The 21,529-nt window shown below is 57.9% G+C and carries 22 protein-coding genes and 2 pseudogenes; 10 read left to right on the top strand and 14 right to left on the bottom strand.

Going from position 1 to position 21,529, the window contains the following annotated elements; all coding sequences use genetic code 11:
* The first annotated feature begins 76 nt into the window (after nt 1-76).
* Entirely contained in the window at nt 77-286 is a 210-nt protein-coding gene (locus tag CO664_RS29065; RefSeq protein ID WP_018097456.1) for a hypothetical protein, read from the top strand.
* Nucleotides 287-321: 35 nt separating this feature from the next.
* A complete protein-coding gene (locus tag CO664_RS31515) occupies nt 322-945 on the top strand; it encodes a Fic family protein (RefSeq protein WP_234819665.1) in 624 nt (207 codons plus the stop codon).
* 174 nt (nt 946-1,119) lie between these two features.
* On the opposite strand, the gene CO664_RS29050 is transcribed toward CO664_RS31515, so the two are convergent.
* The 6 genes and pseudogenes from CO664_RS29050 to CO664_RS29025 all read right to left on the bottom strand — a co-directional run bounded on the left by CO664_RS29050 (nt 1,120) and on the right by CO664_RS29025 (nt 8,691).
* Nucleotides 1,120-2,535, bottom strand: a complete 1,416-nt coding sequence (locus CO664_RS29050) for a cytochrome B6 (RefSeq protein WP_097527957.1) — start codon at nt 2,533-2,535, stop codon at nt 1,120-1,122.
* A gap of 342 nt (nt 2,536-2,877) precedes the next feature.
* A complete protein-coding gene (locus CO664_RS29045; RefSeq protein WP_097527956.1) occupies nt 2,878-4,104 on the bottom strand; it encodes an amidohydrolase family protein in 1,227 nt (408 codons plus the stop codon).
* Nucleotides 4,105-4,959: 855 nt separating this feature from the next.
* Nucleotides 4,960-5,937: a LysR family transcriptional regulator gene (locus tag CO664_RS29040; protein WP_097527955.1), complete on the bottom strand. Its 978-nt coding sequence runs from the start codon at nt 5,935-5,937 to the stop codon at nt 4,960-4,962.
* A gap of 519 nt (nt 5,938-6,456) precedes the next feature.
* Entirely contained in the window at nt 6,457-7,485 is a 1,029-nt protein-coding gene (locus CO664_RS29035) for an AraC family transcriptional regulator (RefSeq protein ID WP_097527954.1), read from the bottom strand.
* A 255-nt stretch (nt 7,486-7,740) separates the two neighbouring features.
* Nucleotides 7,741-7,887 (bottom strand): annotated as a pseudogene (locus CO664_RS29030) (LysR family transcriptional regulator); the annotation flags it as partial.
* Nucleotides 7,888-8,100: 213 nt separating this feature from the next.
* Nucleotides 8,101-8,691 carry a NodA family N-acyltransferase gene (locus CO664_RS29025; protein WP_097527953.1) on the bottom strand — a complete coding sequence of 197 codons (591 nt, stop codon included), beginning with the start codon at nt 8,689-8,691 and terminating at the stop codon, nt 8,101-8,103.
* A gap of 176 nt (nt 8,692-8,867) precedes the next feature.
* Between CO664_RS29025 and CO664_RS29020 the strand changes: the two genes are divergently transcribed.
* The 3 genes and pseudogenes from CO664_RS29020 to CO664_RS29010 all read left to right on the top strand — a co-directional run bounded on the left by CO664_RS29020 (nt 8,868) and on the right by CO664_RS29010 (nt 11,393).
* Nucleotides 8,868-9,218, top strand: coding sequence for a hypothetical protein (locus CO664_RS29020; protein WP_141471826.1), 351 nt, complete (start codon nt 8,868-8,870; stop codon nt 9,216-9,218).
* Between the two features lie 1,064 nt (nt 9,219-10,282).
* Nucleotides 10,283-10,823 (top strand): annotated as a pseudogene (locus CO664_RS29015) (MaoC family dehydratase).
* A gap of 327 nt (nt 10,824-11,150) precedes the next feature.
* Nucleotides 11,151-11,393 carry a helix-turn-helix transcriptional regulator gene (locus CO664_RS29010; RefSeq protein ID WP_028003524.1) on the top strand — a complete coding sequence of 81 codons (243 nt, stop codon included), beginning with the start codon at nt 11,151-11,153 and terminating at the stop codon, nt 11,391-11,393.
* 508 nt (nt 11,394-11,901) lie between these two features.
* Here CO664_RS29010 and CO664_RS30495 read toward each other — a convergent pair.
* From CO664_RS30495 to CO664_RS30490, 5 genes are all read right to left on the bottom strand, one after another.
* On the bottom strand, nt 11,902-12,234 hold the full coding sequence (locus CO664_RS30495; RefSeq protein WP_141471824.1) for a hypothetical protein: 333 nt from the start codon (nt 12,232-12,234) through the stop codon (nt 11,902-11,904).
* Nucleotides 12,235-12,507: 273 nt separating this feature from the next.
* Nucleotides 12,508-13,371: a DMT family transporter gene (locus CO664_RS29000; RefSeq protein WP_210201052.1), complete on the bottom strand. Its 864-nt coding sequence runs from the start codon at nt 13,369-13,371 to the stop codon at nt 12,508-12,510.
* 16 nt (nt 13,372-13,387) lie between these two features.
* Nucleotides 13,388-14,056, bottom strand: a complete 669-nt coding sequence (locus CO664_RS28995) for a hypothetical protein (protein ID WP_097527949.1) — start codon at nt 14,054-14,056, stop codon at nt 13,388-13,390.
* Complete coding sequence (locus tag CO664_RS28990) at nt 14,043-15,167, bottom strand: ThiF family adenylyltransferase (protein WP_234819664.1); 1,125 nt, start codon at nt 15,165-15,167, stop codon at nt 14,043-14,045. Before CO664_RS28990 ends, CO664_RS28995 begins: the two co-directional genes overlap by 14 nt.
* A 62-nt stretch (nt 15,168-15,229) precedes the next feature.
* Complete coding sequence (locus tag CO664_RS30490) at nt 15,230-15,325, bottom strand: pantocin A family RiPP (RefSeq protein WP_103451140.1); 96 nt, start codon at nt 15,323-15,325, stop codon at nt 15,230-15,232.
* Between the two features lie 684 nt (nt 15,326-16,009).
* Between CO664_RS30490 and CO664_RS28980 the strand changes: the two genes are divergently transcribed.
* The gene (locus CO664_RS28980) at nt 16,010-16,297 is read left to right on the top strand and encodes a hypothetical protein (RefSeq protein WP_097527948.1); all 288 of its coding nucleotides are present in this window, start codon (nt 16,010-16,012) and stop codon (nt 16,295-16,297) included.
* Nucleotides 16,298-16,318: 21 nt separating this feature from the next.
* Here CO664_RS28980 and CO664_RS28975 read toward each other — a convergent pair whose 3' ends face one another.
* From CO664_RS28975 to ligD, 3 genes are all read right to left on the bottom strand, one after another.
* Nucleotides 16,319-16,633: a succinoglycan biosynthesis protein exoi gene (locus CO664_RS28975; RefSeq protein ID WP_097527947.1), complete on the bottom strand. Its 315-nt coding sequence runs from the start codon at nt 16,631-16,633 to the stop codon at nt 16,319-16,321.
* Between the two features lie 131 nt (nt 16,634-16,764).
* Nucleotides 16,765-17,061: a hypothetical protein gene (locus CO664_RS31505; protein WP_097540685.1), complete on the bottom strand. Its 297-nt coding sequence runs from the start codon at nt 17,059-17,061 to the stop codon at nt 16,765-16,767.
* A gap of 696 nt (nt 17,062-17,757) precedes the next feature.
* Nucleotides 17,758-18,753 carry a non-homologous end-joining DNA ligase gene (gene ligD, locus CO664_RS28965; protein ID WP_234820198.1) on the bottom strand — a complete coding sequence of 332 codons (996 nt, stop codon included), beginning with the start codon at nt 18,751-18,753 and terminating at the stop codon, nt 17,758-17,760.
* Between the two features lie 698 nt (nt 18,754-19,451).
* Here ligD and CO664_RS28955 point away from each other — a divergent pair.
* From CO664_RS28955 to CO664_RS28945, 4 genes are read left to right on the top strand one after another with little or no spacing between them, the layout of a single operon-like run.
* Entirely contained in the window at nt 19,452-19,904 is a 453-nt protein-coding gene (locus tag CO664_RS28955) for a hypothetical protein (protein WP_097527944.1), read from the top strand.
* Complete coding sequence (locus CO664_RS31500; RefSeq protein WP_097527943.1) at nt 19,894-20,091, top strand: hypothetical protein; 198 nt, start codon at nt 19,894-19,896, stop codon at nt 20,089-20,091. The genes CO664_RS28955 and CO664_RS31500 overlap by 11 nt, the downstream gene beginning before the upstream one ends.
* 16 nt (nt 20,092-20,107) lie before the next feature.
* Complete coding sequence (locus CO664_RS30915; RefSeq protein ID WP_176536709.1) at nt 20,108-20,284, top strand: hypothetical protein; 177 nt, start codon at nt 20,108-20,110, stop codon at nt 20,282-20,284.
* Nucleotides 20,285-20,292: 8 nt separating this feature from the next.
* Nucleotides 20,293-20,811, top strand: coding sequence for a thermonuclease family protein (locus tag CO664_RS28945; RefSeq protein ID WP_097527942.1), 519 nt, complete (start codon nt 20,293-20,295; stop codon nt 20,809-20,811).
* Nucleotides 20,812-21,529 lie beyond the last annotated feature (718 nt).

The raw sequence follows: 21,529 nt of genomic DNA, 5'->3' as shown, positions 1-21,529 counted from the left end.
TTTGGCAGTAAACAAAGGAAGGTGCAGCGCAATAAGGCCGTGTTTTTTGGCCTCGGCGGAGATGGTAAGGTGAGTCATGACGAAAGCTACGGAAACAACCCGCTCAGCGGTGACAGGCAAGTTTGTGACGCAGCCCATCGGCGGCAAGAAGGCTGCCAAATTCGCCCAGGTCGAAGGGTTGGAGATGAATGCCGCTTCAAAGGCGCTTTCGAAGACGCTGACCGCAAGTGGGCTCAAGGGTGAGGCTTACCGTAGCGAGATCGTCAAAGCCTTCAAAAAAGGCTGACAGGTGGTCCGCTACAATGCCGTCGAAGATCCGCTATGCTATCCCGGCAGCCATGTGCTGCGCAACAAGGCGGATATCAAGGACCGGACCAGCTTGATGAATTCGAGCAATTGATGTTCGACTCAGGTGCGGAGGAAGCGCTTCCGGACGGCGATTTGGATTTCACCCACTATCGCGCGCTGCACCGACACTTCTTTCAGGACGTTTATGAATGGGCGGGGGAAACGCGGACGATCCGCACCGGCAAGGGTGAAAACTGGTTTTGCTATCCTGAAAACGAAGCCAATCGGCTGTTCAACGACCTGGCCGCTCGCGACCATCTTGCCAATACGGAGAGCAAGGATGCCTTCGCCGGAGACGCAGGGTGGCTTCTGGCGGAGATCAACGCGATTCATCGGTTCCGGGAAGGCAACGGCCGCGCGGTAGATGGTGGCGAAGAACCTGTTCGCATCCACCCGTCGGAAAACGCCTTCGAAACCAGGGTTTCGCTTACCAAGCTCCTTGACGGCCTGACACCGGTCTATATCCAGATCCCGTTCGACATGACGAAAACGTTTTCGGGATGGTTGCGTGAGGTGCTGAAGGCCGGCTTCGATCCCATGCTCGCCAAGTCCGAATTCCAGAAAATCCGGTGCTCTTCATGCTCGACGAATTCCTAAACATCCGTTTGCGGAATACCGCGACCCGATCAACACGCAGCCAGGCGCGAGGTGCGCCGGTGTTTCTTGCTCCAGAATCTCTGGCGATCCAAATACACTATCGGTACCAGCCGGCAGCCGTTCCTGAATTCCGCCATGAAGAGGTTTTTTGGGGGGACCACAGACGGAGAGGCCTCACAGGGCAAGCAGATAGGCAACCAGCGCATCCTTCTCTTGCTGCGCAAGCTTTGTTCCCAGAACCAGATTGAAGAACTCGACCGTATCGGCGAGTGTCAGCAGCCGCCCATCGTGCAAATAGGGCGGAGAGTCCTTGATGCCGCGCAGAGTGAAGGTCTTGATCGGACCATCTGGTGACATCACGAGATCATTGACCTTTTCGCCCATCTTATAAAAGCGCTCAAGCTTCAGGTCGTGCATGTTGTTGTCCATGAAGGCGGTCCCCGGGAAATGGCAAAGGGCGCAGCGACCCTTACCCATAAATACCCGTTCGCCCTCCAATTCCTGCTCACTCGCAAGGCTTGGATCGAGGCGTCCTAACGCGTCCAGCTTGGGCGCTGGCGGGAAGTCGATCATATTCTGCATCTGCGCCATCAGCGAGGCCTGACTCGCGCGGTCGAGCAGGTTCACGCCCTTTCGCGCCGCGCTCACATGATCGCCGTTGAAATAGGCAGTGCGCTGCTCGAACTCAGTAAAGTCTTCAATCGACCGAAGAGACCGTTTTGAGCCATGAATCTGCTGATTGAACAGTCCACGCAAGCTGGTAGTGTCGAGACGAAACCGCTGCGCCTGTGGCCGGACGTCAGGGGTCAGGTGGAAGGCGGCATTCGTATGGAAGTTGGAATGGCAGTCCAGGCAGGCGACACCCAGGCTCTCTTCGGCAACCTTGCGATCCTCGGTCTCGTTAAACTCTTCTTGCGGAAACGGCGTTAGCAGCAGCCGAAGCCCTTCCATCTGCACTGGCGTGATGATGCCGCTCATGATGTCATGGAAGTTCCTGGTCGTCAGAAGCTCGCCACGCGACACGTCACCAAGTTCCGGATGCGTGGTCAGGAAGATTGGCGGCGGGAACTCCGGCGTCAGGTGATCGGGGAGGTCGAAGTCGACATCGAAACGCCTGAGATCCCTGCCTTCCTGGCGGCCGATTTCATTGACCTGCACCTCGGGAAAGACTTGGCCGCCCGTCGCCTGCTTTACATGTGGCAGCGGCAGAAAGCCGCGCGGCAATAGACCCTGGTCTCTGATCTCGTCTGGGCTCTTGGTGGCCAATGTGTCCCAGCTTACGCCCTTCGGGAGTTTGACGCGGACGCCGGCCTGAACCGCCTTCCGGCGACCTGACATCATCACGCCTTTCACGGGACGGTCAGAAAGATCGTATCGCTCCTCAAGCAAGCTCCTCTGACGTTTCATGACGCTCGGCTTCGTACGTTCGTCGAGTTCCTTCGCCTCGGAAAACGGGATCGTCGGATAGGTCCTGTAGATCAGATCAGCAGGCAGCGGATAAGTCGCGGTCGCAAGAGCATGCGCGGAAACTGAGAGTGCGATAGTTATAGCGATCAGAATAAAAGATATGATCTCACGCAGCCCTGACATGTTGCTTCCGCCTTCTCCACCACAATGCAGGACGGCAGCTTCGTCCGACCGTGATAAGTCACCTTCAAAATATGTGCCAACAGAATGGGACATTGTTTCGCGATGTGCGCGGCTGCTTCAACGAGAGCGCGCCCAGACAGTGGGCGAACATCGGCGTGTCAGGTACCTGACACGCTCATTCGGCGGCTGCAGTCTGCATTGCTCTTCCAGTCAGTGACGAAGCGAATTACATCCTCCTGGCGGCCTGGGGGGATATTCGTCCCGCGCGCCACTCCCCCGCGGAAAAGCCATCCCAATGACCTGATAGAGCTCTCACAGCAGCGAGCTCGGGCAGCGCGTCGGTTAGCGGTCTTTCACAACACGGCCGCCTTTGATGATCGTGCGAATGCGCTTGGGGTCGGCAAGGATCGACAGGTCCTTCAGCGGATCGCCGTCGATAACGATCACGTCTGCGAAAGCCCCTGGTGCGATGATCCCAACCCTTTCCTCCAGCTGGAGGACCCGAGCCGCATCCATGGTGGCCGAGCGGATCACTTCGTGTGCCGGTAGAACTCGGCCGCGTAGCTCGAATTCTTGCGCTTGATACTCGTGCATCCCGCCGAGTAGGTCCGAGCCGTAGCCCATTGTTACTCTGGCCTCGCGCAAGGTCTCCAATGCCGTCAGACCCGCGGTGAGGACGAAATCGATCTTTTCGAGCGATGCCGCCGGCATCCCATGTTCGGCGCCTTCGCGTGCCAAAGCGGCATATGTGATGTTCGTAGGAACCACTACGGCGCCGGACTTCCGTACCTGCTTGGCAGTTGCCGGGGTAATATGATTTCCGTGCTCAATCGACCGCACCCCGGCCTCAAGCGCCCTGGCAATGGCTTCATCCGTATAGAGGTGAGCGGCAACATAAGTGTGCTGGTGCGCCGCTTCCTCGACCACCGCCTGCAGTTCTGGAAGGCTGAACGCGACCGCATCTATCGGGTCGGTTGGCGAACAAACACCTCCGCTGCCCATGACCTTGACGAAGCGCGCTCCCGCCTTCAGCTCCTCCCTGGCCGCCCGTCGCACTTCCGGTTCGCCGTCGCAAATGCGGCCAAGCGCACCGAGCTGGTCGAGGTAATAATCCGCGGGGCGCCGATTGTGCCTATCGCGAAAATCGGTGTGGCCGCCTGTCTGAGACAATGCCTTGCCGCAAATCACAAGATGCGGTCCCTCGATAAGCCCGTGCTCGACGGCGTCCACCAGGCCCTGATCGGCGCCGCCCATGTCGCGGACCGTCGTGAAGCCACGGCTCAGCATTCCGCGCATGGTATTTGCGGCATGGAGCGCGACGAGCGTGTTGGGCAGCTCTGCGTTCGCGGCGAGGTCTCCTTTCACGGCAACCACATGCACGTGACAATCAATCAGCCCTGGCATGACGAAGCGCCCCGCCGCGTCAAAAATGCGGGCGTCGGCCGGGACCTTCAAGCGCTCTCCGACTTCGGCAACGAATCCATCCGCCAGCAGAACATCAACCCGATCCGCGGCACGGTCGGCGGTGCCATCCACGATGGCAGCATTGCGAATAACGATTGTTTTCATCCATGCGCCCCACGGTTTTCGCGAAGAATCGGCCACTGACCGAACGCCATCACTTCCAGATATGCATGCGGGGCTCCGCCCTGCCTCGATGGTCGGCCAAACACCGATCAAAAAGGGCCAATCCTCGGGTTGTCGGGATCGCCGTATTCGTCAATCCAGCTCGCGCCTCCGAGTAGCTTCCTGTAGCGGAGCACATCGATATGCGGAAAGAACTGCGATCCGCCGAGAGGTGCAGTGTTCTCGCCAATTGCTCCGCGACCCAGACGAGGGCTTCTTCGCCATCGATGTCTTCAAGCCAGAGATGAGGATTATTATCGGGGCATTCAGCCTCGGGCGAGAATCGACACCACTCATCTAAAGACACCATAGTTGTAAAGCACTCCTAGGGGCCGGAATTCCCAATCGGGGATGTCGCATTCTTCCTCGCTTCCTGATAGTCAAAAGCTGTGCCAACTGCACATGACCTTGTTCCCGGATGGGTTCACCAGCTAAAGTGGGAGCAATCAACAGCTGGCCGGACACTCCCGTGTCGCAGACTCGACATCCCGACAGCCGGCGCTAAGCCAGAGGTGGGACGCTCAGGAGTGACATCATAATCGCTGGAGCCCGAGCGCTGGTTGGCAAGCTGCCTGCCCATATACCGGCGACTGCACCTTCGGATTATTCTGCCCCCCGAACGCCGCATCATTCGAGCTTCGCGGGGCCGATCTAGACAGCTACCCCTAACTTGATCCTTGATCTAGGCGACCGGCCCAAGTGCGTGGAGAGCGGGATCGCCGCCGGCAGCGTTGACGCGCTTCGCCGCCAAGGGGTGACATGCCGCCTTTTTTGCTTGGCCCGTGTGAAGGCCGCGGATCAGAGCTGGGCCGCACAATATTCGTGCTGGTCCGGATTGATGAGGAGCCCGAACGCGGCAAGCGGAGAAGCCAGCCGGGACGCCTCCTCTACCAGCATCTCGCGCAGCCAAAGACTGGCCGGATCACTATCGTGAAGCGCAGGCCATTGGACGGCCTCGGTGAACGGAAGGTGTTGTGGCAGTGGAAGCTCGACGATTTGAAGGGGCAGGATTTGCGCGAAATGCTGCGCCAGGCGTAAGGGCATGGTTCCTATACGATCGGTTTCCGACAGCATGGGCGGAATCATGCTGTAGCCGTGTACGACGACGTCGATCCGTCTCTTTTGACCATACTCCAGCAAGTACCGTTCCTCCAGGCCTAGCCTCAGGGAGTCCCCGAACCCAACGACAACGTGCCCCATCGACATGTATCTCTCGAATGTGAGCGGCTCTGACAGCTGCTTGTTCGAACGACAGCCGACACACACGTGTACATCGTCGAACAATTTCGCTCGAGGATGAGCGTTTGACATGAATATCTCCGGCAGAATCAGAAGATCGACGTCGCCGCGCCGCAGAAGCTCCTCATTGTCGTCCACGGGAGGCCGACAATCGAAGCTGACGGAGGGAGCTTCACGCGTCGCACGCTCCACAACCCTTTCGAAAAACACGAGCGTCACGTAGTCGGAAACGATGATCCTGAAGTGACGATCCGATCGGGCCGGATTAAAGGGCTCCCAGGCAATGATGGAGAGCTGAATGTGCTGCAGAGTCTCCCTGACCGCGGCGGCCAGTCCTTCCGCACGTGGCGTAGGGACAAATTCGCGGCCACTCATCGTAAAGAGCTCATCGTTGAAATAGGTGCGTAACCGCGCAACCGCTGCGCTCATCGCCGGCTGACTGAGATTGATGCTGCGTGCCGCCGCCGTGACGTTACGCTCGGTCATCAAGGCGTCGAGCGCGACGAGGAGATTTAGATCAAGACCTTTGAAACGCATGTCTCTTTATCCATAGCGTGGATGTATACCGCGTTCCTTATTAGTAATGTAAATTGGCGTTTCACAGCACAGAGACCCGGTACGGAAACTTTCATTCGCGAATAGGACATTGAACGAGAATTTGAACATTGCGATGCCGGATTACGGACGCGTGTTCGGGCAAGCGGGCGATCCAACCCTCGGGTCGCGCCGATTTTCAGCGATAAACGGTCGGCCTTCCGTCACCCCATCTCGAATGTTCCGCCTTCGGTTGCGAGCCTTTGGGGGGTCGGGGCCACCGATCACGAGTGGTCAAACAGTGCGGAGCGAGTTCCTCCTGCGTTGCTTGCGAGGTTCATCTTTGAAGCGGACTGCGAAGTGCCGACTACATGATGCGGTTGGACGTGACGGATGCTGGTGAGGAGAATGTCAGCGACACCGACGGCGATCATCCGACGGCGCAGAGACTTATCTGCGGCGTGTTGTCCGTCTTCCGATTTCGCTGAGTCCGATTATTCTATTTGCGCGTGAGGGCCTTCATCATTCGCCCTGTCCGGGGGACCTACGAGAATGCAACCCGCTAACGCGTCTCCGTGTTTCGGACGGATTTTCTCCATAGTGTGCCCTATAAATTGCGGAGAACCTCCCGAACTGGAAGAATCCCCATTTCAGGCAGATTTCCCGCAAAAGCATATGGTTCTCTGGATCGAGGAGGTCCTCTCGCGCTGCCCGTAACCGAAGCATCTGTAGATAGGCTGCAGGCGTTGTGTCCTTGAAAGCACGAAATCCCGCTTCGAGTGCTCTGGTGGAAACACCCGCTGCATGTGCCACCATTGGCATTGTAATCGGCTTGTTGATATTGGCGCACATAAACTCGATCCCGCGGCGCACATGTCCGGGAGCAATCATGGAAGGCTTCTTATTCAGTAGATGCGACAACCGATGAGGCACCATCCTTATTACCACGTCGGCGAGTGCCTCCGTAATATGGGCCATCGCTACGGGGGACCGAATGAGGGGGCCATTATCGCGGATCCCGTTGATTATCGCTTCAGTGACATTGCCGATAGTCCTACCGACCGGCATTGACAGGTCCACTTCGGGCAACAGGTCGAGCGAGCCATTGAACGGCACGTCGAAAGTTTCGCCAATGGTCCGTTGAATCAACGACCAATTAAGCACCAACTCGTCTATCAGATTGGACTGCCCGTGCATTGAGATGCCGTCAGGCTCGAAATTCCTGTAAAGAAGCAATTTCCCGGGTTCGGCCCCGGCCATGCGCGAACCGTACGTGACCCCCATGCCACCTCTGCGCGGCACTACGATCGATAGGTGCTCTGTTGCACCGGCACACCACTCAGCGCGGAACTGAAACCCTGTCTGATGATGACCCGTAATCAATACTGCGCTCTCAGAGGCTGAAAGATCGATCCCCCAATGGAACTCTTGAACACGGCCGACAAGCTCGGCGTTGAATGTGCCGAAAACCCCTCCCAGCGTTTCGATCATGCTATCGAACGTGGAACCACGATATCGAAAAACGGCATTACCGGCGCTATTTTCCATCATGCATTCTCCAGGCTCACTATTGCTGCTTTTATCGTTCCTGCTGGTTTCAATTTCAAAGGACCTGACGAGAGGTCTGCATGCATTCCAATCGCGCCGCGATAGTGCCAGATGTCCGCGCAGAGCCTTGTCGCCGCTGAGGACTTGCTTGACAGGAGTTCCTTGCAGCCGACAAAATCGTCTCCTAATTGCGTTGAAGCGCGGCTCGGACTGACCATAATTTCCGCCGAATTCGCACCGAGCGATTTATAGCAACTGCTCATCTTGGGAATAGGCCCGTAGCCGGGCGGCGGCCGCACTCATGGCCGGCTGGCTGAGATTGCGTGCCGCGGCCCGTGACGTTACCCCGGTCATCAAGGCGTCGAGCGCGACGACGAGATTTAGATCACGGCCCTTAAACCGCATGTCCGTTAGCACGGGGCGGATCTATGCCAGCCAAGCGCTTGATCGACGGCTCCATTGGAAGAAGGTCATTGCCAGAACTCAAACGGACGGCCGGCAGATCCGCCGACCGGGGCATGCGCCGTCGGTCCCGCTGGCCACCGACTTTGGGCCGCGGGCGAGACCGCATGAGCTCGCCAATGAGCGTCGGCTCTTCGGACAAGCAGTCGAGGTGGCTCATAGCTCTGGCCCGTTCCGGTCGATCATCTTGGCCGCGGGCCAGTCGGAGAGCGGCCGACTGACAGGCAGGACGATGACAAGAGGATCCTCGACGCGCGTGGGCGGCAGGTCCATACGCGCGTGTGGCAGCGTGGATCGTACGCTAATCCCAGACATAACAGTCACCAGGCCGTGTCGGCCGAACCGCTCAATGTGTTTCCGCAGCTGGTTGCGGACGGTACCGAAAGCGAATGGAACTTGAAGCTCTTGCAGTGTTGGAAGCATGACATGGATCGAATGGGCGATTCCGAGTCCCTCGAGATCCGGACGTACTCCATACAAGCCGAGTTCAGCCACCAGCAGGTCAACTCCGTCAACCTTGATGAAACGGCGCAGCAAGCCCATGTGGGCCGCTACACCGCTGGAATCGTAGGCGATGGCACGAAGCTCAGGTCTTGCCCCGGCCCAGCTTTGACTGCCTTCGAACGGCTTCGCGTTAAACGCCCCCGTCGGTCCATAGGTCCTTCGAAAGAAGTCCGTGAGTTCGACATGGTCGGAGAGTTGCAACTCGTTTTCCCAACACAATTTCCACCGCACGTTAGAGCGCATGCAAAGACCTTTTTGCTGTTGAATGGAGTTCGGAGGTGTCGACCTTACGACCAAGTTTATTGCTCACTTCGTCAAGGCGCAGTCGGATCACCGTGCAGTGCAACCGGTTTGGCAGGCCCTCGTGGTCGCCCAGGATATGGGGGCTCAGAGCCTGCAATAGGCGGCAGGAATAGCTGGTGACCGATCCCACACCGTCGGAACAGGCGATGTTCATGGCGCGATGGATAACGCTCGGCATGGAAGCGGCCGGCGCGTTGCCAGCTATAGCAATCGCCGAAGATGGAGCCAGAGCCGGCGCGGGAGAGTTCATTGCACAGGAGGTCAAACGCCGCATCCCAATTCAGCGGAACACATTCATCAAGTCCGTGCCGTTCGTCCCGGCCCGAGCCCTTCTCCAGCCACCCCTTGGGCACCATGGTGTGCACGACGCGCGCGCTTTGATGCAGCGCAGCGGAAAAGTTGCGGATGACATCCATCGGATCCGGGTCGCCGGCATGACGCAGCTGTCTATCGTCCCTTCGTGCTGAAAAAGCGCCCCAACGGGAGGTGTAGGGACGTCTGGGCTTGTTCGTTTCCGAGAGGCTGCGAAGTCCAGCATGAAAGGATCCTGTTCCGACGCTTAGGCCCGCCTGTGGCCTCGTGTTGCGACGACGGCAAGCGCATTAAGCTCGCCACGCCCATTTAGCGCATTCTAAATTGGAGGTATTTCGATGAACTGACAATCTATATAGAATATCTGCCAGTCCGCTGTACAGGCACTGCCAGGCCCCGTGACGAGCAAATAGTGGGTGTCCGGCGCCCCGCCGGCACGTCAAGCGGAGGAGGCAGACAGCGTAATCCAGGCCAGGTGGCCCATTGACCGCTGGTCAACCTTAACAACCCTCGTGAGGTGGGAAGTCACCAGCACGCTTGTTTACACTGAAGGAGGTGGTGCGGTCCTGCGTTCCCAACGCGACATGGCCGCGTCCCCACATGAGACGTTGAAAGCTCCTTGAACCCGCGATTGGACCCCCGGCGCATGCCTTCAAAGCGAATGATAGCCTGGATCTAAATGCGGGCGGTTACGCCGAACAAATGCGTCAGTGCCCTCAACGTACCGCATCCGAGAATAACTCGCTTGCATTACCATGCCTCTTGGCTCCCACGACGGGCGACGTCGGTGCGAAGGCAGCACCGCGAGCTCCGCCGAGCCGAGATCAAGACCTGCAAAAGACAGGGCGCCCCCATATATCGAGAATGTGGATCGGTGCCATCCAAACAATCAATTTATCAAACCTGATCAAGTGCTATTAGAACAAGATGAAGTAAAGAACAAAGGAAGGAAGTTTTGCATGCTCCCATAGGTACGATGCCGTCCGTCTCCATAATGGCTATTGGTCCAGGATCATTATCTCAGTCACTTAAAAGTCGGCGGAGGGAGGTCCATGCGACCCCCGTCGTGATCAACCGCAGCGCGACGCACAAGCGGCGGGGACCGCGACCGTTGGGCGTCAGGCAGCTGAGCGGATAGCTTCCTAAAATCGTACCGCCGCTCTTCTAGAGCCTCGCCTAACAACTACAGTTCGGCTCGAGGCCCTGTCAGGATAACTACATGCCGCAAGAAATCTCGCTCTCCGATGTCAAGGACCTGATCGGCAAGGAGATCGGCGTCTCCGACTGGATCACCGTGACACAAGAGACCATCGACAACTTCGCGGAGGCGACGGGAGACTCCAGTTCATTCACACCGACCCGGTACGCGCAGCAACGGAGACATCATTCCGCGGCACGAGCGCGAATGGTTCCTGTCTCTCTCGCTGCTCTCGGCGATGAATTACAATTGCCTGCCGAAGATCCGCGAGCTGACGATGGGCATCAATTATGGGTTCGACAAAGTTCGCTTCATGGCGCCGGTCAAGTGCGGCGCACGCGTGCGCGGCCGCTTCACCATGGCCGACGCCCGCTTCTGCGCCGCCAGCATGCTGATGATTATCTATGACGTGACAGTGGAGATCGAGGGCGAAAGAAAGCCCGCGCTCAATGCAACGTGGCAGACAATGATTCAATTCGACGCAAAGCTCATGTCTGAGCAGGCCCGGCGAGCGACTTTCGCCGGCATGCGCAGGCGCACTATTCCCGCCGCCGCACAATAGAGGTTCGGCTTGCCCTGACCTGGCAGTGTTTCAGGGGAAGGGAGCGATCCACATCCGCCTCACTCGCGAGCGTAGACTAGCCTGGCCCGGGAGCTTTCGGGATGGCAGCTCCTATAACGGTGTTGAGAGCTAGCTTCGCGCGTTTGGCAATGCCGGCGTCAAAAAGTTCCTAGCTTCTCAAAATGGTCATCACCACGGTAGTCGGATCATGCGGTGCCTGCCTTTCAATTGTCATACTTAAGGTAATCATGTTGCACTGCACCATAATCTGTTTGTCGTGCACTATGGTTGCCGTTTCCCTATGGCGCATGATCGAAGGAGTTAACCATGCCAAATTCAGCAAACAATGCAGGTGCGCCTGTGACGAAGCAGGGCTACGTTGATATTGGTGATGCTGTTCGGCGATCTCGCGAAGCGGTTGGATACAGCATCGAGGATCTTGCATTGACCTGCGGACTGACTGGCGCGGAAATCACTAGGATTGAACTCGGTGATGATGTCGACCCAGACAAGCTCAGGCGCATCGCGGCGGCACTTCGAGTGCCAACCTCCACTTTCCTGTTGGACTAACGGAACGGGGGGTGACGCTGCCAGCAATACCCGACGCCTCTTGTTGCAAAGACCACTTACACCGCCACAGCTTTGTTGAATCTCGCCATGATCGGCGACTACCAGTGACCTTATAGCCATTGTCCACGGATGTATTGCCTTTGGCGGCAGCAGGGCCGGGTTCAGCCCGGCCTTTTTTGTACGCTACGTGACTGAACGGGTCCCCTGTGTTGCGCTCCTGCCAATAGGGCGTACATTGCTCTTATCAGCGGCTGGTTACACGGGCGCCGCTGGCTGGAAGTTCTGCGCTTTCGCCCCGACTAAGCGAGTTGCGCAATGTATTCTGGCAACGATTCCTATAACGCTCCCCTCTCGCCTGACGACCTCGACTTGCTCCAAAGCATCCTCGATGAGGAAATCGGGGTCCGACGCATTCCAATTACAAGCGACCGAGCCGATGAGCTTGCCGGAAAGCTCATCGGGCTGTTTCAATCGGGAGTGAGACAGCCTGATGTCCTTCGTTTAATGATCAGGACCGGGTGAAAGCCTCGCCGCCGTGGATGGCCGTCTTGACGGCGAGTTGCGGCGACTTCGCCAGCGATCGAAGAAAGCACGCTCGTGCAATCGTGGCGGGTGATGACGCGCGCGCGTCGATTTCGGCAACCACCGGCATCCCGCCCATTTCACGCGTAAGTTTCAGGCCTGACCTTGTCGGTTTGACGGGGAGCGAGGCAAGACAGGGATGACCCATGCCGGCAAGCGTCCGTCGGCAATAGCTGCACAAACGGTTAGGGCATCCTTTGTCGTCAGCGGCATCAAGCCCGTTGCCGTCCGAGTGTGGAAGTCCGCCCGGATCGTCCATTCTGATCTCCCGCCCCATGCCGAAGCCGCTTCTATAGAGATCTCGGCTTACGGAGGTCGACTTTAAGACCGTGCGGTTTCGTCGCGCCTAAACTTCGTCCAGATCGGTCCGGCATCAGACGTGCCGATCTCCATGTCAAACACTTCCAACAACGGTGTAAGAAGACCCACGCAAGCCGTTGGCACCACCTATGCAACTGCAGTATTTCAAAGAGATAGGAGATCGGCATTCTTCGGCCAGCAAGGACCAAGGTTCATGACAGGGAGGCTGGCGTCATCGCGGGACAGAAACCCTCAGAAGCATGCTGCCGGAGACAAGAGCGATGCCGAGAACCTGCCGGGGGCCAAGTTCATCTCCAAAAAAAGCTGAAGCGAAAACGCTTCCTGCTACTGGCACGAGCAGCGTCAAGTACGCGGCCCTGCCGACGCCGATGCCGGCAATTGCGTAGTACCAAAGCCAAAACGCGACAGCACCGTTCAGCACACCCGAATAGAGAATAGCTAGCAAATCGTTCCAGCTTGGAAGTGGAATTGATCCTTTTGGCACCACCGTGAAAATGAAGAAGAAAGGGAGGTTCAGGACGAAAGCCAATATGCATTGCAACGCCACCCTACTGATGCCGGAAATTGAGTGGGATGGCCTTCCTGCCAGGATTGTTGCAAAAGCCCAGGCACTCGCGTTGATCAGAACCAGCATCGCACCCGCCCCGAAGCTGCTGCCACCGATGTACAACAATACGCCGACGACCGCTACGATGGGTGCAAGCATTGCGAACGGATGGAGGCGCTTTCCCGACACAATCTCGATCAGGCTCGTAATGGCGGGCATCGTGTACATTAACGTCAGAACCGCCGGCGCTGGAAAGAATGCAAGAGCTATCACGTTGACCGTCGACACGACGAACCCGTTGATGACTGCAACGATGAGCGTGTTGTGTCGTTCTTCGATTGACGCTGTTCGAAGCTCCCGCATGCTCTTAGGAAGGAATACAGCTATTGGAAGAAGGCCCGCCAGTAGACTGTAAAAGCGAAAGGGCCAAACACCCAAGTCTTTGATTGCCTCGCGAGAAAGGGAGAACGCTGTGCTCCAAATCAACACCACGGCTCCCCCGGCCAGCAGGGCCAGCAAGGACCTCATATCAAAGGTCGCCCTATTATTCCGCGTCATATCTGACGACTACTGCTATTCGTTTTGCCCTCGGCCGAGCAGTGACCATCGAGACGAAATGCGGAATCAAGCGGGCGCTGGTATCAAAGATCAGCGCCTGAAACTCGGTCGGGACCAAACATGCTCTAATCGCTTTGCGATCGTCGGTCTGCACCATCGTGAGACCGCCATGGTTCGGTTCCCACCCCTTCGACAGGTTAAGAACGAGACCGAAACTCTGGCCCGGGTCTGTATGCGTAAATAGAAACTCCCCTTCGTCAAACCTATTGAAGTAGAATTGCCGGATGGCCGTGGCTTGTCTTCCTGTGACCTGCTTCAAGAGCTCAAACATGGGTTCCGACGACAAAAGTGTCTTCACACCCCAAAATATGGGGTTTCGGTTATTGGTTGGGGTGTCTTCCAAACGCTTGAACGAATAGGAGAATTCGCCAGCTGTATAATCGGCGATTGCCAGTTCGTGAGCAGCGGCTGCCCGGCTGTCCTGATAGTAATCCGCCACACCATCTCGATTTTTGATGATTGCTGACCAGAAGCGATCCTCGATCCTCTCGACGCCCTCGGCGATCCGCGGCAAGCCGGGCAGGAATTCGGATAGGTCGAAATAGACGAACCCTTCGACGTCAAACGTCTCGCGTAGCGATTCAATCTTGCTCAAAAAGCACCTCTTCACGCGTCGCGTATGTCCTTAACGACATGTGGAATCGTTTCCCCACGAGATTGCAGTTGTCGTACTTTGTAATAAGTTTCAGGACCTGGTCGGCTGCAAGACCCGCCATTACCGCCAACGATGGTGAGCTTTGCCACGCATTGACGCTGCGATTGCCGTTGGCGAACTCATTTTTCAGCCGGGCTTCCTGGAAGCTTCTAACCAGTGCGTCATCACTATAGAATCGGTCTTGAGAAATGCGCCGCAGGTCTTCGAATGAGGGGTGGCTGCCGTCATTGAGATAAATTGGACCGACCGATATATCGAGCGGGTCACCGCCAAGTTCGATCACCGGGATCTGCCGATCGCGAGCGATCTCGTGGACTATCCTCTCGACGCTGTCCTTGCGATAGTACCCCAAGCTCGCCCAAGCCAGAATTGCAACGGTAACTCCTTTCAGCAGCTCTCCCAAGCGAACACGATCCGGTAGGGCAAACTCGTAAAAGGGTTCAACGCGAACATGCGGATTATGCTTCCGAACGTTTGCGGCCGCGGCATCTACTTTTCGTGCCCCAAGATCAGTGGTGTTGTAGAGAACCTGGCGATTGAGATTGGAAAGCTCGACATCGTCCCCATCCACGATCCGCAATGCGCCGATCCCGGATCGTGCAAGGAGGAGGGAGCACCATGTTCCCCAACCCCCCATTCCCAGCACGAGCACACGGGCCTGCTTTAACCGCTCTTGATAGGCTGTCGCATTATCTACCCGATCTTCGTCGATGAGTGAAAATTGCAGCATCTGCCTGTCGTAGCGCTCGATCTCCTCTGAGCTCAGCAAGCTGGAAAATCGAGAGCTCTCTTCAATAAGTCCGAAGCCAGCAAGGGCTGAGACGAAATCGCGCACGTCACCATCCGTGACGTCGTAATGTTCTGCCTTAAGCTCCTTCAGTATCCTCGGTATTGTGTGCTCGCCGTCGAGCCTCGACAGCACAACTGCAACCCAAGGGGGAGGAGACTGGATGATCTTTGATTTTCCGGGTATTTCACCGATACAAATGCTCCCGTCCTCTGCTACGAGAACATGGTGGGACCGCTTTAATAAAGGTTTTGCATACTCCACGAGATGCCTCGCTCAAAAGGAAGGGCGAAGTCGCGCGTTGACTTCGCCCCCGGATCTACAGCCTAGGCGAGGATAATCTTGCCTTTGCTGTACGTTGCGTCTTCTTCGCTGATAGCGGAGATGCGCTTTTCAAGGTCAGAAAATACAAGCTTCTTCATACTCGTTCCTCTCTTTCGAAAGCGCGCCACAATCGGCGCAACCCACCGTCGGTGACCGTTCGAGCACGTCAAGACGTGACATCGCGAGGCGCAGACAATTGTGATGGAGCCTTACTCCACCGATTGCGCTCGGCCGTTTTCGGCAGAGCACTTGCGGTCACCAGGTCGCCAGCGCCCCGCTCTAAGGAGACTCAAATATCGTGCCAGTCGGGCCGGGAGCGTGGCAGATCTTTTTTCCCGTGTCGTTCAAAGGCTTGAGTGGATGTGCTTCGAGGTGGCTCGCCGAACAAGACCGTGGCGAAGCGGACAAATCCGACGCGACGCGTCCTCCTGCTCCAATCACGACGTCCCGATCTGTTATCGGGGGCAAGCCACAGTTGCGGCCGGGTGCCTGAAAACCGTTCTAGGAAGCGTGGCCGAGTGGTTTAAGGCACTGTCTTGAAAACCAGCGTGCGTGAAAGCGTACCGTGGGTTCGAATCCACCTCCTCCGCCACTGGCCGTTGATTTTGTTATGGTTTTTACGTTTTATGCTTGCTTTGCGCCGATGATCATGACCGTGAAAATGCCAACGGCCTGTCGCGTCGCTCGTTAAAATGACGACTCAGAGGATCTAAGATGTCCACCAAAAAAGCTAAGGGTAGTCGAGGCTCATGGTTTGCGACTGTTGACGGGAAAGAGTTGCCGTGCGTGCACAGTCATGGGCGAAGGAGAACTGGCCGCACTATCACGATCCTTTCGAGCCTGTAGCGAATGGGCCGAGCCTCGCAAAAATTCAGAAATACGTCCAGGGAATTGAACAAGAGAAGCGGGTGCTCCTTACCAACGACACTGTCCACAGCGACCCGCAAGAGACGGTGTCGGGATTCACGAGACTGGGCTATGTCGCGGTCTACCCGGCCGAGGACGTTAGTTTTGATCCGAGTACCGGGCTCAAGTTCACGATCACCAGCGGATTGTCCGATCTGCAATAGTCATCAATGGACGGCATCGCGTCACACCTTCGACTTCCGCCACCCCGCGGCCCAAGCCTCGAACTCCGAACAGAACCAACGCTCCCCATATTGCGGGCTGATCTTTGTCTGCGAGTAAAATCTCTGACCAGGCACGTGGAATATCCGCTCGCCGGTGTCGATGCTGATATTGCCTTTGATATCGCAGGGTCCAGCAGAACCGCCAGTAAGTGAGGCAAGAAGGTCACCCGCGGTCATGCCCGCGGCTGCACCGACAGCAAGAGCGCCGATCAGCAGGCCAGGATAGGACAGTACAGACCGTTTCTGCGGACGGCCCGGGTGTGGGCGGTAACGCATGCCCCTCTCCGCCAGATCTTCGCGTCAGGAGGGTAGATCGCATCTCGTGCCAGCAAAAGCTGCCCAAATGGGTTAGTTCGCGGCGAGGCGGAAAAAAAACCCTCCCTAATGGAAGATGCAACCGCCGGTCGTTAGAAATGCAAGTAAATATTGACGCCCGGTCGCCGATTGTAGCGGTAATCGTCGCGGTAGCCGTAGCTCTGGCTGTAGTCATAGCGTGGGAAGCACCTGCCGTAGTAGCGGCATGAGCGCCAAGCGTGCCGCCTGTTCCAATGGCTGTCTCGCCAATTGCGTCGGTGGTTGACCTGCTCAACCGAGCCCGTCTTCAAGTGCTCCAGCCTATGCGCGGAGATTGGCGTGGCGCTTAACGGCAAAGCGAATGACGCAGCCAAAACCGCGGCTGTGATGGCCGATAAGAACTTGCTCATGAAGGGATCCTCCTCGGTGCTAATGAGATTGCGCCGTGGAGGCTGAACCGCCGATGAATGGGTGTACGCATGACAGAAAAGTCCCCTCGCCCACGAAGAGCGAAGGGCTGGCGCCAGTGTGAACCGTGGCCGGGAGCGCGTTGATCCGGTGGTGAGCCGGCAGCCTGGCGGCTGGTGGTGGCAAGGTGCGCTCGGAGTTCTTAAAACTCGTCGCGTCGCCAGGACGCGTAGCTAAGCCAGTCACGCTCGCCACGCGTATTGATGCAGCGCTTGCATGCCATGGCCAGATTAGATGGATGGCCCGTACCGCCATTAGCGCTGCGATGCAGGTGTTCCAGTGTAGCTGCATATGGCCGGGCAGCGTCGTAAGGAGGGATATGGCTTCCTGCCCCTGCGTGATTTGTACGAGGGGAGTGAGACGGAGGGGAGTGCGTAGGTGAGCGGTTTTACTGACGAAGAGCGGGCAGCCGAGCTAAAGCGACGCGACGATGCGCTTAAACCGGAAGCGGGAGCCCAAAAGGCAGCGATGCGTCGTGCTGGCGGAGCTGGCGCGCGCGGAGACGAGTGCCTCCATTGTGGCAGCCCGATGCGATGGTGGGAGGCCACGAACCCCGAGATCCCTTTGTGCGACATCTGCTTCCGAGGAGACTGTCACGCCGCCGATCGCTCCTGCGGGTCCGCCTCTTTCGCGGGCCGCTATTTCAACTCATATACCGTCGCATCGTCCGCCCTTTCCCGTATCCCCTTAAACGACGGATGCCGCAGCTTGCCCTCGTCCGTCCAGGCGCGATACTCGACCTCAGCGACGAGCACTGGCACGCAGAATACTGCGCTCTTCCGCTTCAGTTTCACCGCTGGCGAGTCCGTCGCGATTTCCTGCAGCACTTCGCGTAGCTTCCTCGACTCTGCCTGCGTCCATCCGGTTCCGCAGCCGCCGACGTAGACGAGCTCACCGCCCCGTCGTGCAGCCAGCAGCAGCCGGCCGATTGCACCAGGCACGGTCGATGGTTCAAAACCGACGATCGCGAAGCTGTCGCGCCGCGTGCAGGTGATCTTGAGCCAGTCGGGACGTCGGCCGGAGCGGTAGGGGCGCTCATGGTGCTTCGCGACGATGCCCTCGATCCCGTGGGCGCAGGCGACACGCAGGAACTCATCCCCGTCCGCGGGCACCTCCTCCGAGAGGCGAATTGCGCCATTTCGGTCAACGGGTACGACCTGCTCCAACAAGCGTCGCCGTTCTCGTTGCGGTAGCCGGCGCAGGTCGCAGCCATCGAGATAGAGGAGATCGAAGGTGTAGAGGATGATTTCGCCAGGCCCTTGCGTAGTCGGCAGGCGGCCGAGGGCACGCTGGAGCATGCCGAAGTCAGAGCGGCCGTGCCCGTCGAGTACGACCGCCTCGCCGTCGAGGATTGCGGTCTTCAGCCCAAGAAGCCGCGCCTCGGCAGCGATAGAGGGGAAGCGATCCGTCCAGTCGTAGCCGCCTCGCGTTATGATGCGCACGCGACTGGGCTCGATGTGGACGGCAAGCCGGTAGCCGTCCCATTTCACTTCGAAGGCCCAGTCCGGCCCGGGTGGTGGCCGATCGACGAGCATTGCGAGACAGGGGTCAACGCGCGCCGGCATCGGGTCTGGTGGCACCGTTGGCGGCCTTCTCGAGGGTGCAATCCGACTCTTTGCGGCTGATTTCGTCATGTGGTTTCAAGTGGCGTCGCTGGAAACGCCGCGTGTTTTTGTACCTGAGGAACCGCTGACGTATCCGCCACTAATCTCAACCTACGCGGACAGCCGGGACGATTAGCGAAGTACACGGTCGTAAAGCGTCCACGTCTTATTCCCTCAACGGCAATCTCGCGACCTGTGATTGATTGGATCTCGGGGTCATGAACTCCGAGCCTGTAAGCACGACGAATAGCCTGGCGCTCGCTGCAGCCGCGATAGCGCCGATAATCGTCGTCATCATCATATCTTCGCTCCCGCAGCTCCGGTCCACCGGGTCCGATATACAGGTCCAAAGACTGCGCTGACGGGACGGCAGGGATTGCTGCCCACGTGCTGGTCCCGATCAAGCCTATCGCGAGTAGCTTACCGACGGACCTTTTCATTGTGTCTCCTTCACTATTTCAGTGACGCCTAATTTGCGTTCAACGAAAGTCACGGTAAGTCGGTTCCCCGATCTGTGCAGCAACTGACGCAGGGAGTTTACGTCGCCCAGCCACCTGCCCTTTCCGACGGTATGGGTCGGCCGCAGTAAACGCCGTGGGTATTCGGATGGTGCACATTGACTCTGCTGCGCATGAGAACATAATAAGAACATTCATCGGCGCTGCGGCGCGCCAATCTGACAACAAGGGGGCCGATAAGACCGCTTTGCGGTTAGGAAAGGTGCGCCGATGCGAACACTTGCAGATGAAATCGAGAGCCTCATTGCTGTAGATCTTGCCGTATTGAAATCCCATCAGCGGCGGGGCTTCGCCGGCCTGGATCAATATCGCCATCCGGTCGAGGTCCGCGGCGTGCAGGAGGTTGCCGCTATTATTGCCGATTCCTTTCGAGCGTTTGCCATTTTCGACATCGCGTCGGTGTTGCGCTCTCCGGCGATCACGCCTTTCGTTACACAGACGCTCTACTCGATACCGATCGAGCTGCGCCGGGCCGCATGCGACCAGGATCGGTCGAAAGCAGAAAGCGCCCGCAGCGAAATGGCTCACATAATCTCAGCGGCGTTGCTGCAAAGATTCCACTTCGAGCAGTTGAAGCACGCCGGGAGCTCTTGCCATTCAAACTGGCAGCAAGCGTTCGAAGAGCAGTTCGGCCGTCGCCGGGACAAAGCCAATGAGCGATGAGCAAGGCGCGAAGCCGCATTTCGAGGCTGGCCCATACGTCCACTACTGCGAGCGCCCCGAATGTCAAAAGTGGGGCAGCCTGGGCTTTGCGGTCGGTAAGGCCGCGCCCAGCTGGTTTTGCATGGAGCATCGGCCCAACCGAGTTGACGGCGGCGTTGTCGAAGACGATACGTCAGCGCACGAATGACGAGGCTCGTACGACAATGACAGAAGAACAGCGGGAAGCTGCGGAAAACCTGCACGAAGCGATGCGCATATTCAACGAGACGGTTCGCCAAGCCGCGTATCGGGGCTTGCATGTGGAATTGCAGATAGTCGAGATGCGCATGAGTGAGGGGCCGACGCCAGTGCCGCAGGTCAGCGCTTCCGCGCGTCTCTGAGCTTCAAAATGAAATCTCGACGTTTCGTTCCTGCGCTCCTGGCGGCCGCCGTTGCCGCGTTTCCCCTCGACCGCGCCCACTCCGCCGCCCACATTACCGGCCGTGCAACCGTCATCGACGGCGACACCATTGAGATCCGCGGCCAGCGCATTCGCCTTCACGGTGTCGATGCACCGGAGAGCTGGCGAAAATGCGAGGATGGAGACGGCGGCAGCTACCGCTGTGGCAAAGAGGCAGCATTCGCACTCGAACGCTTCCTCGCCGCGCCCCGCCCTACCCGCTGCGAGATCCTTGATCGCGACCGCTACGACCGTTTCGTCGGCGTGTGCTTTCGTGCCGACGGCCGCGAGGTCAATCGCTGGCTCGTCGAAAGCGGCAATGCGGTGAATTGGGGAAGATACAGCAAGGGCTCATACGCTGGCGTGCAGCGGGCAGCGCGCTCTAACGGCGCCGGGATTTGGCGCGGCGAGTTCGAGTTGCCTTGCCAGACGCGCGCAGCGCGTGCAAAGCGTGATGCGTCTTGCTAGCATAGAGCCGTCGTTGGGGGGTGTTATGCGGCGCTTTATCTCTATCAATCGTCAGCGCATATTGACAGGACTTGCGTGCTCGGCTGTCTTCATCCTGGCGTGGGCGTTCGGTGCGACGTCGCATGTGCTCGGTGCTATCGCCTGGTCAACCATCTTCCTTATGTACTTTGAGGTGACTCGCTGGTGGAAGGTATCTAAGGGATTCCCGCCCAATCACCTATTTCAGCCGAGCTGAGGCAGCTTTTGACTGGATCAGCGGCATTTGCCGCCGCTTGGTACTTCGGCGCTGAAGCAAACGCACTCTGGGTGATCGCGATGGCCGCAGTTGCCTCTACTTGCCTCCACAATGGTCGAGGAGAAATCCAAGAGGAATGGCAAGAAACTGAACTGCTACGCTTTGAGCGACTGCGCCCCGATGATGGCGAGAGCGATGCCGCTTTGGCTCCAGTGGGTTAAATCAGAGTGGCCGGAAACATCTGACAATGAGATACGGACGTTCATGCTACGGCGTGCCGCCATGAAGCGTCGTTATGGCTAGGGCCAAGTCGGCTTAAAAAAGATCGGATGATTGGGGCACCGGCGGCCTCCCTGCATGGGAGTAGCGGGAGATCGGTCTTCCGGGCAGGCTCCAATGGTTCAACCTGACCTTGCCCCGTTGAAATAATCCATTTTGAAGTAAGCTCTGGCCCATTGAGAGGACCAGAGAATGAAGCGCAGC

This window comes from Sinorhizobium sp. NG07B (assembly GCF_002532005.1).
Lineage (GTDB): Bacteria > Pseudomonadota > Alphaproteobacteria > Rhizobiales > Rhizobiaceae > Sinorhizobium > Sinorhizobium fredii_C.
Note: the sequence above shows the minus strand (reverse complement) of the source record. Positions and strands in the feature narration are given on the sequence as shown.

Coding starts and splice junctions, on each gene's coding strand:
- CO664_RS29065 (WP_018097456.1), top strand. CDS start 77: ATGACGAAAGCTACGGAAACAACCCGCTCAGCGGTGACAGGCAAGTTT.
- CO664_RS30915 (WP_176536709.1), top strand. CDS start 20,108: ATGACAGAAGAACAGCGGGAAGCTGCGGAAAACCTGCACGAAGCGATG.
- ligD (WP_234820198.1), bottom strand. CDS start 18,753: ATGACGAAATCAGCCGCAAAGAGTCGGATTGCACCCTCGAGAAGGCCG.
- CO664_RS28945 (WP_097527942.1), top strand. CDS start 20,293: ATGAAATCTCGACGTTTCGTTCCTGCGCTCCTGGCGGCCGCCGTTGCC.
- CO664_RS30495 (WP_141471824.1), bottom strand. CDS start 12,234: ATGGACGATCCGGGCGGACTTCCACACTCGGACGGCAACGGGCTTGAT.
- CO664_RS31505 (WP_097540685.1), bottom strand. CDS start 17,061: ATGAGCAAGTTCTTATCGGCCATCACAGCCGCGGTTTTGGCTGCGTCA.
- CO664_RS31500 (WP_097527943.1), top strand. CDS start 19,894: ATGAGCGATGAGCAAGGCGCGAAGCCGCATTTCGAGGCTGGCCCATAC.
- CO664_RS30490 (WP_103451140.1), bottom strand. CDS start 15,325: ATGAAGAAGCTTGTATTTTCTGACCTTGAAAAGCGCATCTCCGCTATC.
- CO664_RS29040 (WP_097527955.1), bottom strand. CDS start 5,937: ATGCGTTTCAAAGGTCTTGATCTAAATCTCCTCGTCGCGCTCGACGCC.
- CO664_RS28955 (WP_097527944.1), top strand. CDS start 19,452: ATGCGAACACTTGCAGATGAAATCGAGAGCCTCATTGCTGTAGATCTT.
- CO664_RS29010 (WP_028003524.1), top strand. CDS start 11,151: ATGCCAAATTCAGCAAACAATGCAGGTGCGCCTGTGACGAAGCAGGGC.
- CO664_RS31515 (WP_234819665.1), top strand. CDS start 322: ATGCTATCCCGGCAGCCATGTGCTGCGCAACAAGGCGGATATCAAGGA.
- CO664_RS28975 (WP_097527947.1), bottom strand. CDS start 16,633: ATGCGTTACCGCCCACACCCGGGCCGTCCGCAGAAACGGTCTGTACTG.
- CO664_RS29045 (WP_097527956.1), bottom strand. CDS start 4,104: ATGAAAACAATCGTTATTCGCAATGCTGCCATCGTGGATGGCACCGCC.
- CO664_RS29050 (WP_097527957.1), bottom strand. CDS start 2,535: ATGTCAGGGCTGCGTGAGATCATATCTTTTATTCTGATCGCTATAACT.
- CO664_RS29000 (WP_210201052.1), bottom strand. CDS start 13,371: ATGAGGTCCTTGCTGGCCCTGCTGGCCGGGGGAGCCGTGGTGTTGATT.
- CO664_RS29035 (WP_097527954.1), bottom strand. CDS start 7,485: ATGATGGAAAATAGCGCCGGTAATGCCGTTTTTCGATATCGTGGTTCC.
- CO664_RS29025 (WP_097527953.1), bottom strand. CDS start 8,691: ATGCGCTCTAACGTGCGGTGGAAATTGTGTTGGGAAAACGAGTTGCAA.